This is a genomic window from Lipingzhangella rawalii (genome assembly GCF_031628175.1).
Taxonomy (GTDB): Bacteria; Actinomycetota; Actinomycetes; order Streptosporangiales; family Streptosporangiaceae; genus Lipingzhangella_A; species Lipingzhangella_A rawalii.
Window position 1 is genome coordinate 1,029,457 of the sequence record NZ_JAVLVT010000001.1, and the last position, 16,382, is coordinate 1,045,838.

The 16,382-nt window shown below is 66.9% G+C and carries 11 protein-coding genes; 5 read left to right on the forward strand and 6 right to left on the reverse strand.

What is annotated here, in order from left to right; all coding sequences use genetic code 11:
• Positions 1-533 precede the first annotated feature (533 nt).
• Positions 534-1,160, forward strand: coding sequence for a metal-sensitive transcriptional repressor family protein (locus tag RIF23_RS04580; RefSeq protein ID WP_310911039.1), 627 nt, complete (start codon positions 534-536; stop codon positions 1,158-1,160).
• 405 nt (positions 1,161-1,565) lie between these two features.
• On the opposite strand, the gene RIF23_RS04585 is transcribed toward RIF23_RS04580, so the two are convergent.
• Both RIF23_RS04585 and RIF23_RS04590 read right to left on the reverse strand, forming a co-directional pair.
• Positions 1,566-2,927 (reverse strand): NAD(P)/FAD-dependent oxidoreductase, encoded by a 1,362-nt coding sequence (locus RIF23_RS04585; RefSeq protein ID WP_310911040.1) that lies wholly within the window; start codon positions 2,925-2,927, stop codon positions 1,566-1,568.
• A gap of 416 nt (positions 2,928-3,343) precedes the next feature.
• Entirely contained in the window at positions 3,344-3,910 is a 567-nt protein-coding gene (locus RIF23_RS04590; protein WP_456085731.1) for an SACE_7040 family transcriptional regulator, read from the reverse strand.
• 131 nt (positions 3,911-4,041) lie between these two features.
• Between RIF23_RS04590 and RIF23_RS04595 the strand changes: the two genes are divergently transcribed.
• From RIF23_RS04595 to RIF23_RS04605, 3 genes are read left to right on the forward strand one after another with little or no spacing between them, the layout of a single operon-like run.
• The gene (locus tag RIF23_RS04595) at positions 4,042-5,661 is read left to right on the forward strand and encodes a carboxyl transferase domain-containing protein (protein ID WP_310911041.1); all 1,620 of its coding nucleotides are present in this window, start codon (positions 4,042-4,044) and stop codon (positions 5,659-5,661) included.
• 32 nt (positions 5,662-5,693) lie between these two features.
• Complete coding sequence (locus tag RIF23_RS04600) at positions 5,694-7,844, forward strand: acetyl/propionyl/methylcrotonyl-CoA carboxylase subunit alpha (protein ID WP_310911042.1); 2,151 nt, start codon at positions 5,694-5,696, stop codon at positions 7,842-7,844.
• Entirely contained in the window at positions 7,841-8,998 is a 1,158-nt protein-coding gene (locus tag RIF23_RS04605) for an acyl-CoA dehydrogenase family protein (RefSeq protein WP_310911043.1), read from the forward strand. Before RIF23_RS04600 ends, RIF23_RS04605 begins: the two co-directional genes overlap by 4 nt.
• Before the next feature lie 73 nt (positions 8,999-9,071).
• Here RIF23_RS04605 and RIF23_RS04610 read toward each other — a convergent pair whose 3' ends face one another.
• From RIF23_RS04610 to RIF23_RS04625, 4 genes are all read right to left on the reverse strand, one after another.
• Complete coding sequence (locus RIF23_RS04610; protein ID WP_310911262.1) at positions 9,072-9,665, reverse strand: GTP-binding protein; 594 nt, start codon at positions 9,663-9,665, stop codon at positions 9,072-9,074.
• A gap of 43 nt (positions 9,666-9,708) precedes the next feature.
• Entirely contained in the window at positions 9,709-10,194 is a 486-nt protein-coding gene (locus tag RIF23_RS04615) for a DUF742 domain-containing protein (protein WP_310911044.1), read from the reverse strand.
• A gap of 22 nt (positions 10,195-10,216) precedes the next feature.
• On the reverse strand, positions 10,217-10,618 hold the full coding sequence (locus RIF23_RS04620; RefSeq protein ID WP_310911045.1) for a roadblock/LC7 domain-containing protein: 402 nt from the start codon (positions 10,616-10,618) through the stop codon (positions 10,217-10,219).
• A gap of 151 nt (positions 10,619-10,769) precedes the next feature.
• Entirely contained in the window at positions 10,770-14,573 is a 3,804-nt protein-coding gene (locus RIF23_RS04625; RefSeq protein WP_310911046.1) for a sensor histidine kinase, read from the reverse strand.
• A 574-nt stretch (positions 14,574-15,147) separates the two neighbouring features.
• On the opposite strand from RIF23_RS04625, the gene RIF23_RS04630 reads away from it, so the two are divergent.
• Positions 15,148-16,382 (forward strand): D-alanyl-D-alanine carboxypeptidase family protein (locus RIF23_RS04630; protein WP_310911047.1); only part of this gene is annotated, 1,235 nt, incomplete at its 3' end.

The following is a 16,382-nucleotide window of genomic DNA, read 5'->3' on the forward strand; positions in this document are numbered from 1 at the left end:
TCTCTGCGATCTCCGCAACCACGTGCAGCCCGGGAAATCCGAGCAGTTGGGGCACAGTTTTCACGATGGTCGATACGGAGTGATGCAGATCAGGACACCACGGCCACACGACCTGCACAGAAGCCACTCCAAGAAAGGGAACCCCAGCCGCGCACGTGACTCTTCCTGTTCCACGATGGGCGGATACCTGCCCCTGGCCGACTCTGGTCAGATGACTCCAGGAACCCACGTGTCTTCGCTATACGTCCCAGTAGACGCCACGTGAATCCGCAATATACCTCCACAGGGTATTTTGGAATGCATGCTGGGGCACCCGCCGCACCGGACACGAGCCCGGCTGCCGATAGCTACGGCGAGACCAAGGGGAAGCACCCCGAACACCATGCCGCCCACGCCACCGCACAGGGTGAGGCCGGAGCCGAGCGAAGGTGCATGCGGTTTCCGAGGTGATCGCACGACTCGTACGTTCGTGATCCGCACCAAGTGAAGCCCTGCGCTGCGACAACATAAAGCACCAGGTATATTCCGGACGAATGGAGACCACGACCAACCACCGTGCGGCGCGGCTCGAGCAGCGCCTCGCCGTACCCGTGGTACTCGCGGCCCTGGTGTCCGTCCCCTCCATGCTGTTGACTATGTGGGGAAGCGGAAACCTGGCCGCGATCGGGGCTGTGGGGAACTGGATCTCCGGCGTGGTGCTGTGGGCGGAATGGATCCTGCTCATCCTGCTCGCGGAGGACAAACTCTCCTGGATTCGGGACCACAAGTGGACGCTCACAGTGGCCGTGGTCACGGTACCCGCGGTGGTTCTGGCACTGGGCCCCATCCAGGTCCTGCGGGTCATTCTCATGGTAAGCGGACTGCGGGTGCTGCGGGTCACCCGAATCGTGGAGGCCGGCGGAGTGCTGCAACGGCGCCTGCGGCTATCCAGCGTGTGGCGCTGGGTCACCTACGGGCTGGTCACCCTGGTGGCCTCGCTGTACGTTCTCGTGGTGCTTGCCGATCCAGACTCGGAAAGTCGCCGTCTTCTGCGGGAGGCGCTGGACCGGTGGGGACCGTGGCCACTGGTGACCGCGTGCATGTTGATTGCCGGTGGCACGGTGGTGGCAGTGCTCTACTACCGCAGTCGCCCCGAGCCTTCAGGGGACTCAGAAAGCTAGGAAAAGGTATGGGCACGGGCTCGGACCAGGCCGTGGCTGCTCGCAGAACACGGCCGCACCCGGACCTGACCCGCGTACCTAGCCCCAGGGGACAGTACATCTGGCCCGTTGGGCCATGGCGCGCGGCAGCGCCGCCAGACGTGAAGGACAGCCCGTGGGCAGGCCGGAGGAACGCACCCCACCATCCCCGGGACAGAATGCCAGTGACGACAACGGCCCACCCGTCAGCGCCGTCCCTGCCGCCGGCGGCGTCGCGCCCGGGGGGCGCTTCCCCACACGACGGCGAGCCGGCTTGGGGACGGAGTGGGGAATGCCCCAACCCCGGCAAACGGGACTGCGGGCAGGGTGCGGGACGAGCGGCCCCAGTCCAGGCCCAGCCTCGCTCCAAACTCCACATGGCAGGCCCTAACCATTCGGATCTGTGGCCGACAGCTGCTCGATCTGCCGCCGGGCCTCATCCGGCTGGACACACTCCGTTTCCTCTGCCACACCCATTGCTGCGCGGGAACCGCTGAGGAAGCCGAGGCGAGACACCTCTCCCCCGAAAGCCGTTCGGATCGCCCAGTTCGCTGCCACCCGGGCCCGGGCGGGCCCGGACGCCAGCGCGTACAGGTGGTAGCCGCGGGTCAACGCGAGTGCCGGCGTACCGGTGAGATCGATCCCAAGTGGCTTGGCGACGGCGTCACGCCCACTGAGATCAACCAGGAGCCCCAGGTCCCGGTACCGGTAGCTGCGGGTCGGCCTTCCCAGAAGCGAGGCGATGACATTGTCCGCCGCCACGGGCCCCTGCCGGCTGGCTGCCTGTGCGGTCGGTGGACACAGCGCACCGTCGTCGGAGCTCATATCGGGGACTGCCGCCGAGTCCCCCAACGCGAAGACCTCCGGATGGCTGGGTGTGGCCAGGTCCGAGCCCACCGTGAGTTTTCCCTTCTGGGTGGGCAGGCCGGTCGCAGCCATCAGCGGACTGGGCTCGGTCCCCGCAGCCCAGATCAGGGTCCGACTCGGGAGGACCCGGCCATCGGTGAGTGTGACCTTGTCCGCGCTGACTTCGCGAACACTAACCCCGAGGGACACTCGGATACCCCGGCTACGCAGCAGATTCAACGCGTCATCACCGAGATTCTGCCCCAACTCCGGCATCAGCCGGTCCGCGACGTCAACCAGGTGCCAGTCGACGCTCTCCCGAAGCCTGGGATACCGACGCATTCCCTCCTCACAGAGCAGCTCCAGGGAGGCCGCGGTCTCGACGCCGGTGTATCCTCCGCCCACGACAACGAACCGGCAGCGTTCTTCCCGTTCGGCCGGGTCGTCACTGGCATTGGCGAGTTCGAGTTGCGCGAGGACGTGGTCCCGAAGGTACACGGCTTCGGCGAGTGTCTTGTTGCCGACGGCATGCTCCGTCAAACCGGGGATGGGGAACTGGCGCGTACGGCTGCCCGGAGCGAGCACCAATCGGTCATAGCGAACGGAAGTGAGCGCGCCGGAGATCGTACGCACCAGCACCGCGCGCGCCTGCACATCCACCCCGACCGCGAAGCCCGGAACCATCCGGGTCTGGTGCAGGAGCCGGTGCAGCGACACCGAGATGGACTGCGGAGTGACGAGGCCAGAGGCAACCTGGGGCAGGAGTGGCTGGTAGAGCTGGTAGTCCTGGGGCGTCACCAGGACAAGTTCGGCACTGCCCCGCGGCACTCGACGTTCCAGTCGCCGTAGACAGTTCAACCCGGCAAAACCCGCACCTACCACCACGATGCGCGGACGCGACATCGACCTCACCCCCCGTTGTTGGACACCGGTGTCCAACGCCGGAACTGCCCGAGTATGGCCGAAAGCAAACCCCCACTGAGCTGAGTTGCCCCTGTAACGGTAATGGTGGTGGGTTCCGACCCTGTTCATGTCCAGGCCGGGACGTCTCCATGCGTGGCCCCATCCCAACAGCGTCTCCCCTCCCGGGGAGTTGCGAACGGTTTCGCCCACTGGGGGTGTCCAGGGATCATGGGGCCGGGAAAAGCCGACGCCAGACTGGGCCGCGCGGCGCTGTCTCCGGTCACATCCGCGCGAATCACTGCCCGGAAGCAAACCCATGTCCCCAGCATTGTGGCAGCCGACCGAAACGTTGGTCGGTATTCGGCGATTGTTTTCACCTGGCACAAACCGTGGCCCCTGCTGCGGAGTGGCAGGGTCTAGGCCAAGAGTGCGGCGCGGCCCATGGATCGAAGCAGCGTGCTCATCTCTGCGAGGGCCAGATCGCCGGCGCTGTGTGGCGTCGAGTTGAGGAGTCCGAAGGTCGCGTGCGCCTTGGCGCGCAGCCGGCCCTCGGGAATGTCCGGGCGCAACTGCCCCAGCACTCTGACCCAACACTCCACGTACTGGCGCTGTAGGCGGCGCACAATCCGCCGCTGCTCGGGTGGAACATTGTCCAGCTCCCGATCGTGCACGGTGATGAGGGCCGGCTCGGTGAGCGCGAACTCGACGTGTCCCGCCAGCAGGGCGTCGAGGGCATCGTCGGGATCAGGGGACCCGCGCAACCGTTCGTCGGCCCCAGCGAGGAGTCGTTCGCTGACGTCGATCAGTATCGCAGCCAGGAGTGCATCCTTGCCGGGAAAGTGGCGGTACAGGGCCGGCCCTGTCGTGCCCACCGCGCGCCCGAGATCCTCGATCGACACACCGTGGAACCCACGGGTCGCGAAAAGTTCGGCTCCGGCCATCAGAATCGCCGACCTGCGGGTGCTGGTCTCGTGTGTTCCCACGCTGCCGCCTCCTGCGGTTCCACCGCGATCCGGATGTCCCACACTCTGGACACCGATGTTAGTGATCACTAACATCCCCTATGTTAGCGACCACTAACAGCCATGCCGCACAACCGTCCTTCGGAGGCCCAATGAGCAGCGGACCCGCGCCGGGAGTCGACCCCGAAAGCTCCACGTTCGCGGCCAACGATGCCACCAACCGCGCTTTGGCCAGAGAACTCCGGGAGCGTCTGGCCACAGCAGCACTGGGAGGGCCGGAGAAGTCTCGGATTCGGCACACCGAGCGCGGCAAGCTGCTGCCCCGGGAACGGGTGAACGCGGTTCTGGACCCCGGTTCCCCCTTTCTGGAACTGTCGCCACTGGCAGCCTTCGGCATGTACGGCTCGTCCGACTTCGAGGCGCCTGCTGCCGGGATCATTACCGGGGTGGGACGTGTCCGGGGACGCGAGGTCGTCATCGTCGCCAACGACGCCACGGTCAAAGGTGGCAGCTACTACCCGATGACGGTCAAGAAGCACCTGCGCGCCCAGGAGGTCGCACTGCACAACCGGTTGCCGTGTGTGTATCTCGTCGACTCCGGTGGGGCCTACCTGCCCATGCAGGACGACGTGTTTCCGGACCGGGAACACTTCGGACGGATCTTCTATAACCAGGCAACCATGTCCCAGCTGGGAATCCCGCAGCTGGCAGCGGTCCTGGGCTCGTGCACCGCCGGTGGTGCCTACGTTCCGGCGATGAGCGACGAAGCCGTCATCGTCCGGGACCAGGGCACCATCTTCCTGGGCGGGCCGCCACTGGTCAAAGCCGCCACGGGAGAAGAAGTCACCGCGGAGGAGCTCGGAGGTGGCGAGGTCCACGCTCGGGTGTCTGGGGTTACCGACCATCTGGCCGACGACGACCCACACGCGCTGTCGACGGTCCGCGAGATCGTGGACACGCTGGCACCACCCGCACCCCCGGCCTGGGAGGTGCGCCCGTCCGCCCCGCCCGCGGCGGACCCGGAGGAACTCTACGGACTCATCCCCACCGACACCCGCACCCCCTACGACGTGCGGGAGGTAATCCGCCGCGTCGTGGACGAAAGTGCGTTCATCGAGTTCAAGGCCGAATACGGAACCACGCTGGTGACCGGGTTCGCTCACATCGACGGGCATCCGGTGGGCATCGTCGCCAACAACGGAATCCTCTTTGCCGAGTCGGCACTGAAGGGAGCCCACTTCATCCAGCTCTGTGACCGGCGGGAAACCCCTCTGGTGTTCCTCCAGAACATATCCGGGTTCATGGTGGGTCGGGACTACGAGGCGGGCGGGATCGCCAAGCACGGAGCGAAGATGGTCACCGCGGTCGCGTGTGCCCGGGTCGCGAAGTTCACGATCGTGATTGGTGGCTCGTTCGGCGCGGGCAACTACAGCATGTGTGGCCGTGCCTACTCGCCCCGCTTTCTGTGGATGTGGCCCAACGCCCGCATCTCGGTCATGGGTGGGGAACAGGCAGCATCCGTCCTGGCGACGGTCCGTAGAGACCAGCTGGACGCCTCCGGGCACGAATGGTCCCCCCAGGCGGAGGAGGAGTTCAAGGCACCTATCCGTGAGCAGTATGAACGGCAGGGCAACCCCTACTACTCCACAGCCCGCCTGTGGGATGACGGAGTTATCGACCCCGTGGACACCCGCACCGTGCTTGCCCTGGGGCTCGCTGCGGCACGACACGCTCCGCTCGACTCTCCGGGTTACGGCGTGTTCCGGATGTGAGTCAGGGCAGCACGAGAGTAGGGATAACGAGAATGACCGTTGAGACAGGCCCGAACCGCGACGACAACGACGACAACACCGTCCTGATCGCGAACCGCGGCGAGATCGCAGTGCGGATCGTACGAACGCTGCGCCGGCTCGGAATGCGGTCGGTCGCGATCTACAGCGACGGCGACCCCGATTCCACCCATGTCACTGTCGCCGACGACGCGGTCCGCGTGGGTGGTGCGCGCCTGGCCGACAGCTATCTCGATGCGGATGCAATCATCGCCGCCGCACAGCGCAGTGGCGCCGGAATGATCCACCCCGGATACGGCTTCCTGTCCGAGAACGCGTCCTTCGCCCGCGCCTGTGCCGAGGCCGGCCTGGTGTTCGTGGGGCCACCGCCGGAGGCCATCGAGGCGATGGGAGACAAGATCAGTGCGAAGGCAACGGTCGCCGAAGCGGGGGTCCCCCTCCTACCCGGATTCGCCGAGACCTCCGGGCAGGCGATGTCGGACGGGGACTTCGCCGCGGCCGCAAGCGACGTGGGTTTCCCGCTGCTGATCAAGCCCTCTGCCGGCGGTGGTGGCAAGGGCATGCGGATAGTCCAGTCGGCCGAGGACCTCGCCGCGGCAACCGCAGCGGCGCGCCGCGAAGCCAAAGCGGCCTTTGGCGACGCGACCCTCCTGGTGGAACGCCTCCTCCAACGGCCCCGCCACATCGAGGTCCAGGTCCTCGCGGACCGTCACGGCAACGTGGTGCACCTGGGTGAACGCGAGTGCAGCCTACAACGACGCCACCAGAAAATCGTCGAGGAAGCCCCCTCTCCCCTACTCACGGAGGAACAGCGCGCCGAGATGGGAGCAGCGGCCGTGGCGGCGGCACGTGCCTGCAACTACGTGGGGGCGGGAACCGTGGAGTTCATCGTGGCCAGCCCCGATCCCTACTCCGACCAGGCTTCCGCACAGCCGCTCGAGTACTCGTTTCTGGAAATGAACACCCGCCTCCAGGTGGAACATCCGGTCACCGAGGCGGTCGTGACCGTGGACGGCAGCCCGGTGGACCTGGTCGAACTTCAGCTCCGGGTTGCCGCCGGTGAGCCACTGCCGTTCTCCCAGGAGCGAATCGTGCTGCATGGCCACGCGGTGGAGGCACGCATCTACGCGGAGGACCCCGCCAATGACTTCCTCCCCACCGGCGGCCCGGTCCTCCTCCTCCACGAACCGGACCTGCCCGGTGTCCGGGTCGACTCGGGAATCTCCGTCGGCGAGACCGTCACGACGTCCTACGACCCGATGCTTGCGAAACTGGTCACGAAAGCAGAAAACCGCCCGGCCGCCCTGGCGCGGATGGATCGGGCGCTGTCTGCCTACACCCTGCTCGGATGTGGCACCAATGTGGATTTCCTGCGCCGCCTACTCCGACACCCGGAGGTCCGATCCGCTCATCTGAGTACCGAGCTGACGGAACAGGTGCGCGCAGACGTACTGCCCTCCACTGCCGTCCATCCTCCGCTGGAGTGCTACGTGGCCGCCGCGATCGGGCGTCAGCTCTCCCTGCACCGGGAGTCCCCGTCCGGTAACCGCTTCGCCCTCCCGGACGGCTGGCGACTCGGAGAGCGGGCAGAGACCACCTGGCGGTTCCAAGGAACCACCGACAGTGCCCCCGTTCCCGTGCATCTGCGTCCCGACGACACCGCACCTGCTGGCCGAGCTTTTGACGCGACCGTGGCAGACACACGCCTCGGCAGGGTGATGGTGGACCGTTGTGCTGCGGGAACCGAACTTCGACTCACTTTCGAGGAATCCTCAGTGCGGTACCAGCATGCCGAATCCGACGGGGAGATCTGGCTCGGCCGCGACGGGGCCACCTGGCGCCTACGGGAAGCGCGGCGCCTCCCCTCGCTTCGCGTAAACGAAACCGTCGCGGACGGCACGGTTCGCAGCCCCATGCCCGGAACCGTGCTGTCCGTGGCCGTGCCCCCGAACAGCCACGTCGAAGCCGGAAGCGCCCTCATGGTCGTGGAAGCCATGAAGATGGAACACACCATCACGGCTCCGGTCAGCGGGGTCCTCACCCAACTGAGTGCCCACCCCGGCACCACGGTCGCCATGGACGCGGTCCTGGCGGTCATCACCCCGGATCCCCAAAACCCGGATCCGGAACGATCCACGTCATCCCACGAGGAGCACACGCCGTGAACAACCCACATCTGACCTCCGAACTGGAAGAACTGCGCCGCAGCGTCGAGGAGTTTGCGCGCGCCGAGGTCGCCCCTGTCATCGCCGACTACTACGAACGCGAGGCATTCCCCTATGACATCGTCGCCAAAATGGGACAGATGGGGTTGTTCGGGCTGCCGTTCCCGGAGGAGTACGGCGGCATGGGCGGCGACTATACGGCACTGTGCCTGGCCCTGGAAGAACTGGCGCGCGTGGACTCCTCCGTTGCGATCACCCTGGAAGCCGGGGTCTCCCTGGGTGCCATGCCCATCTACCGCTTCGGCAGCGAGGAACAGCGCGCCACCTGGCTGCCCCAGCTGTGCTCGGGACAGCGTCTGGGCGCGTTCGGCCTCACCGAACCAGGTGCGGGCTCCGATGCCGGGGGAACTCGCACGACTGCACGACGCGACGACGACACCTGGATCGTCAACGGAACCAAGTCCTTCATCACGAACTCCGGCACCGACATCACGGCCCTCGCCACCGTCACGGCGGTAACCGACAGGCCCCCCGAGGGGGGTGTGGAAATCTCCACGATCCTGATTCCCACAACAACCCCGGGACTTCGCATCGGACAACGATATTCGAAGGTCGGCTGGTGCGCCTCGGACACCAACGAACTCGTCCTGGACGACTGCCGTGTCCCGGCCGAAAACCTCGTGGGGGAACGTGGGCGGGGATATGCCCAGTTCCTCCGCATCCTGGATGAGGGACGTATCGCGATCGCAGCCCTGTCCGTCGGACTCGCGCAGGGCTGCATCGACGAAAGTCTCCGCTACGCGACGGAGCGGGAAACCTTCGGACGCCAGATCGGCGGATACCAGGGTATCCAGTTCAAGATCGCCGACATGCAGGCGCGAACCCACACCGCCCGCCTCGCCTACTACGACGCGGCCGCGCGGATGCGGGCCGGACTCCCGTTCAAGCAGGAGGCCGCGATCGCCAAACTGGTGGCCTCCAACGCGGCCATGGACAACGCTCGGGACGCGACACAGATCTTCGGCGGGTATGGCTTTATGAACGAGTATCCCGTAGGCCGCTTCTACCGGGACGCCAAGATCTTGGAGATCGGGGAGGGGACGTCCGAGGTGCAGCGAATGCTCATCGCGCGGGAGCTGGGGCTACCCAGCTGAACGGCCACCGCCGTGCTCCGGCACCAACGCACCGGAGCACGGCGGGCGACCGGTACAGACGCCCCACCAGGATCTACCCCCAACTGGCCTGCCCGCCGGTCGCGGTCGTCTGCTGAGGTTGTCCACCGGGATCGCCAACGCTGATCGCGTGCTCCACCAACTGGATGAGCGTGGCCTTCGTGGACTGGCGGTCCCGCGCGTCGCACTGAACGATGGGAATGTGGTCGCTCAAGGTCAGCGCTTCCCGCACCTCCCCGGCCATGTGCGGATAGTAGCCGTCGAAGCCGTTGATTGCGACGATGAACGGGAGGCGGGCCTCCTCGAAGTAGTCGATTGCGGGAAAGCAGTCGGCCAAACGGCGAGTGTCCACGAGAACGACGGCGCCGATCGCGCCCTTGACCAAATCGTCCCACATGAACCAGAACCGGTGCTGGCCAGGGGTTCCGAACAGATAGAGGATCAGGTCCGAGTCAAGCGAGACCCGGCCAAAGTCCATCGCAACGGTCGTGGTCTGCTTATCCGGCGTCTTAGCCAGGTCATCCACGCCCACACTGGCACTGGTCATGACGGCCTCGGTCGTCAGTGGGACGATCTCCGAAACCGAACCGACGAAGGTCGTCTTACCCACGCCGAAACCGCCGGCGACAATGATCTTCACCGACGTCATCGCCGACGCTGCCGCCGCTGCGTTGCCATCGCCGCCGGTCGGGCTAGAGCTTGCGAAGTCCACTGAGCACCCTTTCCAGCAGGTTGACATTGGGGCGGCTGTCGCCTTCGACCGATGTCCGGACCTGGACCAGTCCCTGATCTGCCATGTCTGCCACCAGCACCCGCGCCACTCCGAGTGGAATGTGCAACAACGCGGAAATCTCCGCAACGGAGCGCCACTCGCGGCACAGGTCACTGATGGACTGACACTCCGGAGTCAACCCTCCCGGGTCCGAGGTGGCAGCGGCCGTGGTCGAGATCAGTGCCTCCAGCGGCAGCTCAGCTCGGGGCTTGGTTCGGCCGCGAGTCACGGCGTAGGGCCGCACCAGGGAGCTTGACGCGGTGTCGGCCGCCGGCTGTGGACCGGGACGGGCTGTGGTTGGTGGAGTCGAACGAGGACCGGCCTGTGCACCGCCATGCGACTCGCTACTGGGCGAGGGCGGTTGCTGGCCGAACCAGGATGGACTACCGGGATCTGTGGGGACCACCTTCTCCTCCTGTCGGTGGCGACTAGCGGGAACCGGTGCTGCGCACCGCCGGCGTCAGGGCCCGCCCCGCACGGTCCACAAGCAGGGTCATCTCGTAGGCAACAAGCCCAAGGTCACACTCCGCCGCGGCGAGCACCGCCAGCACCGAACCGTCGCTGACGGACATCAGTAGCAGTAGCCCCTGCTCCATCTCAACCACGGTCTGGGTGACAGCACCACCTTCGAACACCCGGGAGGCGCCTTGGGTGAGGCTCGAAAGACCAGAGGCGATCGCCGCCAGCTGATCGGCCCGGTCGGCTGGAAATCCTGACGACGCCGCCAATGGAAGCCCGTCTGACGAAACCACGATCGCATGCGCGACGTCCGGCACGCGATTCGCGAAATCAGTGATCAGCCAGTTGAGCTCATTCACCGGTTGACTCATCTGCTCGTGTCTCTCCTGTCAACCCCGAGCGGTGGATGGTCTAGCCACTGCCGGGGGATCATCACTTGTGGCTACCAACGTCGTCCTCTACTGATCATATGGACTGTACGATCTTTCCTCCTCCGGGTCCCGGCCGGTGCCCGACCTCGCCTTACTCCTGTTGCCGGTCTCCCCCGGCGGAATCCTGCCGTCCCTGCCGAACCCCTCGTTGCAGACCCGCGAGCCTGCTGCGCACCTGCTCGGCAGAACGGGAGGGTAGCTGCTGTTGGGTCGCCGGATCCGGAGCAGCACCCGGAACGAGATTCGCCTTGGGCACCCGCTTCGGTAGGCCGGCGTGTGTGATACCACTCGCCGATGGCTGGTTCACGACTTCGGCGGCCTGCCAGCCAGCGTCCGCCTGTGAGTGCCAGGTCTCCTCCGCGGGCGGCTCAGCGCCGGCTGCCGCCGCACCGTTCCCCTGCGGATCGGGCACTTCGGCTTGGGGCGCAGCCTGCGGCTGCTGATCGCTGGCACCGGGATGTCCCCCCGGTCGGGGTGGTTGTGGCTGCTGCTCCGGCTCCGGCTGCATGGCCTGCATCGGTCCGGTCTCCGGGGCGGTGGCGGGTCGCACGGTACGCCGACGGAACCAGTTGGACTCGATCGCGTCGTAGATCGGCAGCTGGGGAGGCTGTCCGCCAGCGTCCGGCGTCTGTGGCAGCACCGTGTTGTGACTCGCACTGCTGCTGCCCGGATTCCGCGAGGACAGATGGGCAGTGGAACCGTATCCCTCACGCACCTCGAACTGGGAACCGATCCGTGCTCGGCGCAACGGCTCGTTGGGCTGTTCCGGAGGACGGTTCCAGGACGCTGCGGAGGGCTCCCCCGAACTGTGCCCCTGCTCCGCGGGACGCCCGGTATGGTCTCCGGTCCCTGGCGGAGTCGTCGCGGCAGGCGGGGGCGGGTCTGCTGGCCGTCCTGGTGGCGTCGCATCCTCGGTGGGCTGGTACGCCGATGGCTGGGCACCGGTCGGCCACTCTGTGGGCTGCTGCGGCCGCTGGGGCTGTTGGGGCTGCTGCCACACCGCCGACGAATCCTCAGCCCCCGCAGCCGACTGCACCTGCTCACCCGGACGGTGCTGACCCGAATCCGACGGCTGGAACACCGAACCCCGCGCCCCAGAGGACTCCCCAGAAACCGGCCCCTGCCACTGCTGCGGCTGCTGCGGCGCACCAGAACCAGGCCCCGAGCCCGCCTCGTGCTCCGCAGGCCACTGCTGCGGCTGCTGGGGCTGTTGGGGCTGCTGCCACACCGCCGACGGGTCCTCAGCCCCCGCAGCCGACTGCACCTGCTCACCCGGACGGTGCTGACCCGAATCCGACGGCTGGAACACCGAACCCCGCGCCCCAGAGGACTCCCCAGAAACCGGCCCCTGCCACTGCTGCGGCTGCTGCGGCGCACCAGAACCAGCCCCCGAGCCCGCCTCGTGCTCCGCAGGCCACTGCTGCGGCTGCTGGGGCTGTTGGGGCTGCTGCCACACCGCCGACGGGTCCTCAGCCCCCGCAGCCGACTGCACCTGGTCCTCGGGGGCGCTGGGGCGTGTCCACAGATCCTGTCCGCTGGGCGGGTGCTCCTCCTGCGGACGTTCCTCCCGAGCGGCTCCTGCCGCCCCCGGGCTGGACGGGCGCTGGGGAAGCCCGTTGGGCTTGTCGCGCTGCTCCCAGACCCCACGTTCCGGTTCGGGGGCCTGCCAGTCCGAGCTGGGTTCGGGAGGAGCCGGTGTCGCGGCGAAAGCGGCCGTGGCCTCAGCATAGGTGTCGGGGACAGGGCTGCGCCCGATCCCGGCCCCTCGGTCGGGACCGGCCCTGTCCGGACTGATCAGGAGATCTGCGGGCAACACGGCCATCGCGGTGATCCCGCCCCCCTGGGCCTGGCTCAGCCGCACGTGAATACCGTGCCGGGCCGCGAGACGTCCCACCACGAACAGCCCCATTCGCCGGGACACGGAAACGTCGATCACCGGTGGCTGCGCGAGGCGTTCGTTGATGGCCTCCAGCTCCTCGGGGGGCATACCGATTCCCGAATCGGTTACCTCAAGCCGTACGTCGCCAGAGTCCAGCGCCTGCGCGGTCACGAGGACCGGCGCGTCATGCGGAGAGAAACTGGTGGCGTTCTCCACCAGCTCCGCCACCAGGTGGATGAGGTCATTGGTGGGGCGGCCCAGCACCTGGATGTGCGAAGGAGCACGCACATTGACACGTTCGTAGTGCTCGACCTCGGAAATGGCGCCGCGCAGCAAGTCCACCAGCGGCACGGGCTGAGACCACTTGCGGGTGTTCTCCTGCCCCGAGAGCACCAGCAGGTTCTCGTTGTTTCGCCGCATCCGGGTGGCGAGGTGATCCAGCTGGAAAAGGTCGCCCAGGCGGTCAGAGTCCTGCTCGCTCTGCTCCAGCCCTTCGATCAGCCGGAGTTGGCGCTCCACCAGGGTCTGGCTTCTCCGGGACAGGTTCACGAACATCGCGTTGACGTTACTGCGCAGCGAGGCTTCGTCAGAGGCGAGACGCAGGGCGACAGTGTGCACCTCGTCGAAGGACCGGGCAACCTCACCGATCTCGTCGCTGGAGTGCACGGGAGTCGGGGCGATCTGCGGTGTCGCTCGTCCGCCCTCGGTTTCGCGCATGTGCTGAATGGCGTCCGGCAGGTCCTGTTCGGCAACCCGCAGGGCGCTCTCCCGCAGGCGACGCAGGGGCCGCACCATCGACCGGGCAACGACCAGGGTGATACCGAAAACCAGGAGGACGACGAACGCGATGGCGCTCGACTCGAGTATGGCCGACTGCCGGGCGTCATCCCGCAACGCGGCCGCCTCCTCCGCGACCCAGCTGCCAAAGGAACCCTGGGCCGCCGAGCCGCGCTCGGCCACCGCCTCGTGGACATCGCGGTCGACACCCAGAACCTCGTTCATGTGGCTCCCGGACGCGGCAACACTGTGCAGCAAGGCGTTGGAGGCCTCCGCGGATTCCTGGTAACGGTCCGCGGACTCCTGGGTACTCAGCTCACCCAGGGACTGCTCGGTCCGGGCCCGCATCATCGCTCGCAGTCGAGTGGTCCCCATCTCGCTGATCTCGGAACCGCTGAAGAGTTCCACGAAGTGCATGCGCTCGTCCACCGTGGCCGTGGACATGAAGTTCTGGATCTCGTTGTCGTGGCTGCTGCGGGCGCTCGCAATGGCGTCCTGACTCGCCCCAGACAGGTCTCCGGTCAGCAACGCGTTGAGCATAAGGGCCGACTCGTAGGAGAGGTGCTCCTGGGCCTTGGTGGTGGCGCTGAACGTACGGACACTCTCACTGAGCTGCGGCTGGTCGGTTCCTTCGGCAATCTCCTCGATAAAGCTGAGCAGCGGGGTGATGACCTGGCGGTACCGCGTGACGGCGGACTGCACCGTCAGCGATGTCGCCTCATCGCGAAGCTGCGTAAGGTTCTGCTCCTCGATTCCGTCGAGCGCGTTCTCGAGCTTGCTGCGAGCGAGATCACTTCCGGGATCCTCGAGATCGTCCGCGAGGGAGAACACCACCTGGGCGGTCTCGTCGACGACCTCCATCTGCTCCGCGCGCTCGTCCCCCCGGTCGCGGCTCGAGTCGGCGAGATAGGCGGCGGTCAGTAGCCGTTCGTGCCCGAGCTCGTAGGCCAGCTGCGAGACTGCCATCCCCAAGGTGGCGGTCTCCTCGATCCGTTCGTGTGTACGCCAGTCCGCGAAACTCTCGTTGATCCGAAGACCGCCCAGGGCTACCGCGATCACGGTCGGAATGACGATCAGCGCGACCAGGCGGGTGCGTACTCGCCAGCTCGACAGGGCCCATCGACCCGGTCCCTGCCGCGCCTCGGCGTCGCCCGGGTTCCGGGACGCGCCACCTCCCTGGCCGGACCTCTCGGCCTGGGCAGCCGACTCGGCTCGCTTCTTCGCGCCTCGTGCCAGCACTGACCCTCGCAACCTTCCTGTCACCGCTCCGGGTGGCGGACGCGTCCTCACACGCCACGCCCACATCGCCGACGCCACTGGATGGGACCACCAACCACACCGGGCGCCTACCGTTTCGGGGCGCCCACAGGCCGGCGGGGGCTGTACGCAGGTGCTCGACGGTCGTGAGCTCCGCCGGAACACGGGGAGTGAACCTGCACCGATACGACCGATAGCGTACCAACCCGGCCAGACAGCACCGAGTTGTCGATTCCACTCAAGTCTGGATCATTCACGGATTCTCCCACCCGTGTCCAGACGCCGGACAGCCAAGATCAGCTTCTCCGTACGCACGTTCCTACCATTTTGCTCCGTTTCCGCCCACACAGTCCACACATAACTTTTTGAACACGCCTGCCGGCTTCCGGGCACGGCATGGCCAGCGGTGGCAGTGTGGACACGCCCCCCTAGGCAGACGGTTCACCCCGAGCCGAGGGAGGTAGGCATGACAGAGCGCTGTGGTCCGGGACAGACACGCCCCCTCCGCGCTGCGGTAGTGACGTTGACGATCGTGCTCGTAGCTCCACCAGGAGCGATGGCCGCAACGACTACACCTGCGGAAACGATCACCCCACGGTCGGCCGGATCGCCCTCTTCCGAAGGCGAGGATCACACCGACTCGCTTGCCAGCCTCCAGGTGGAACTCGCCGAGGTGTCCGAAGAGCTGGAAGACCTCCAGGAGACTGCGGACGACGCGATCCGCGCCTACGTCACAGAGCTGGAACACCTGGACGAGGCCACCGAGTCGCTTGAGGGCGCCGAGACCGCCTCGACCCTGGCGCGCGCACGGTACGACGACACCCGCACAGAGACCGTGCAGTACGCGATCTCGGCCTACCAGGGAACCGAGTTGGACCTGGCCCAGGCATGGCTGGATGCCGAAGGCCCCGAGGACGTCCTGGCTCGCAGCGCACACCTCACGGTGCTCTCGAACGCCCAGGAGGCCACCGTAGACCGAACCCGCGCCTCGCGCGTCGCCGCAGACACCGTTCGCGACCGTGCCAGGGATGCGGAGGAGGAGCAACGGGCTGCTGCCGACGATGCCGAGGAGGCCAAGGACGCCGCTCTTGCGGCCGTAGCCGAGCAGGAGGAGATCAAGGGCGACCTGCTGGCCGAACGGACCGAGATCGAGAACCGCTTGGCGGAGGCCCGGGATGACGACCAGAACGCAGCGCTGGAGCACCAGCGGGAAACGGCGCAGGAGCAGGCCGATTCCGCGTCAGAGGGCGACGGGGCCACACCCGCGCGAACAACCCCGGACCTTGAGGTGGCCCGGGAAGGAGACGGAACCACCAGCAGCGATACCGCAGCCGACTCCCCCGAGACAACCGTGGTTCCGGACGAGAGATCCGAATGCACCGGAGGAGACGCGGAAGCCCACCCGAACGGACAGCTTCCGGACTCCGTGCTGTGCCCACTGCCCCAGGGTGGCGAACGCCTACGCGCCGACGCAGCAGCAGCGTTCATCGACCTGGACGGCGCCTTCCGCGCGGAGTTTGGACGGCCCATGTGTGTCGCGGATTCCTACCGCCCGTTCGATACACAGCTTCGCTTGTTCCATGAGTTGGAGGAGGGCATGGCGGCACCGCCGGGCACCAGCGTGCATGGTGCGGGCCTCGCCGTGGACCTGTGCGGCGGAGTTGAGGACGAGTCGTCCCCGGAACACGCCTGGATGCGGGACCACGGCCCAGACTTTGGCTGGCACCATCCCGACTGGGCGCAGGACGGTTTCGAGCCCTGGCACTGGGAGTTCGACAGCGACGAGGCCAA

Coding starts and splice junctions, on each gene's coding strand:
- RIF23_RS04580 (WP_310911039.1), top strand. CDS start 534: ATGGAGACCACGACCAACCACCGTGCGGCGCGGCTCGAGCAGCGCCTC.
- RIF23_RS04585 (WP_310911040.1), bottom strand. CDS start 2,927: ATGTCGCGTCCGCGCATCGTGGTGGTAGGTGCGGGTTTTGCCGGGTTG.
- RIF23_RS04595 (WP_310911041.1), top strand. CDS start 4,042: ATGAGCAGCGGACCCGCGCCGGGAGTCGACCCCGAAAGCTCCACGTTC.
- RIF23_RS04600 (WP_310911042.1), top strand. CDS start 5,694: ATGACCGTTGAGACAGGCCCGAACCGCGACGACAACGACGACAACACC.
- RIF23_RS04610 (WP_310911262.1), bottom strand. CDS start 9,665: ATGACGTCGGTGAAGATCATTGTCGCCGGCGGTTTCGGCGTGGGTAAG.
- RIF23_RS04620 (WP_310911045.1), bottom strand. CDS start 10,618: ATGAGTCAACCGGTGAATGAGCTCAACTGGCTGATCACTGATTTCGCG.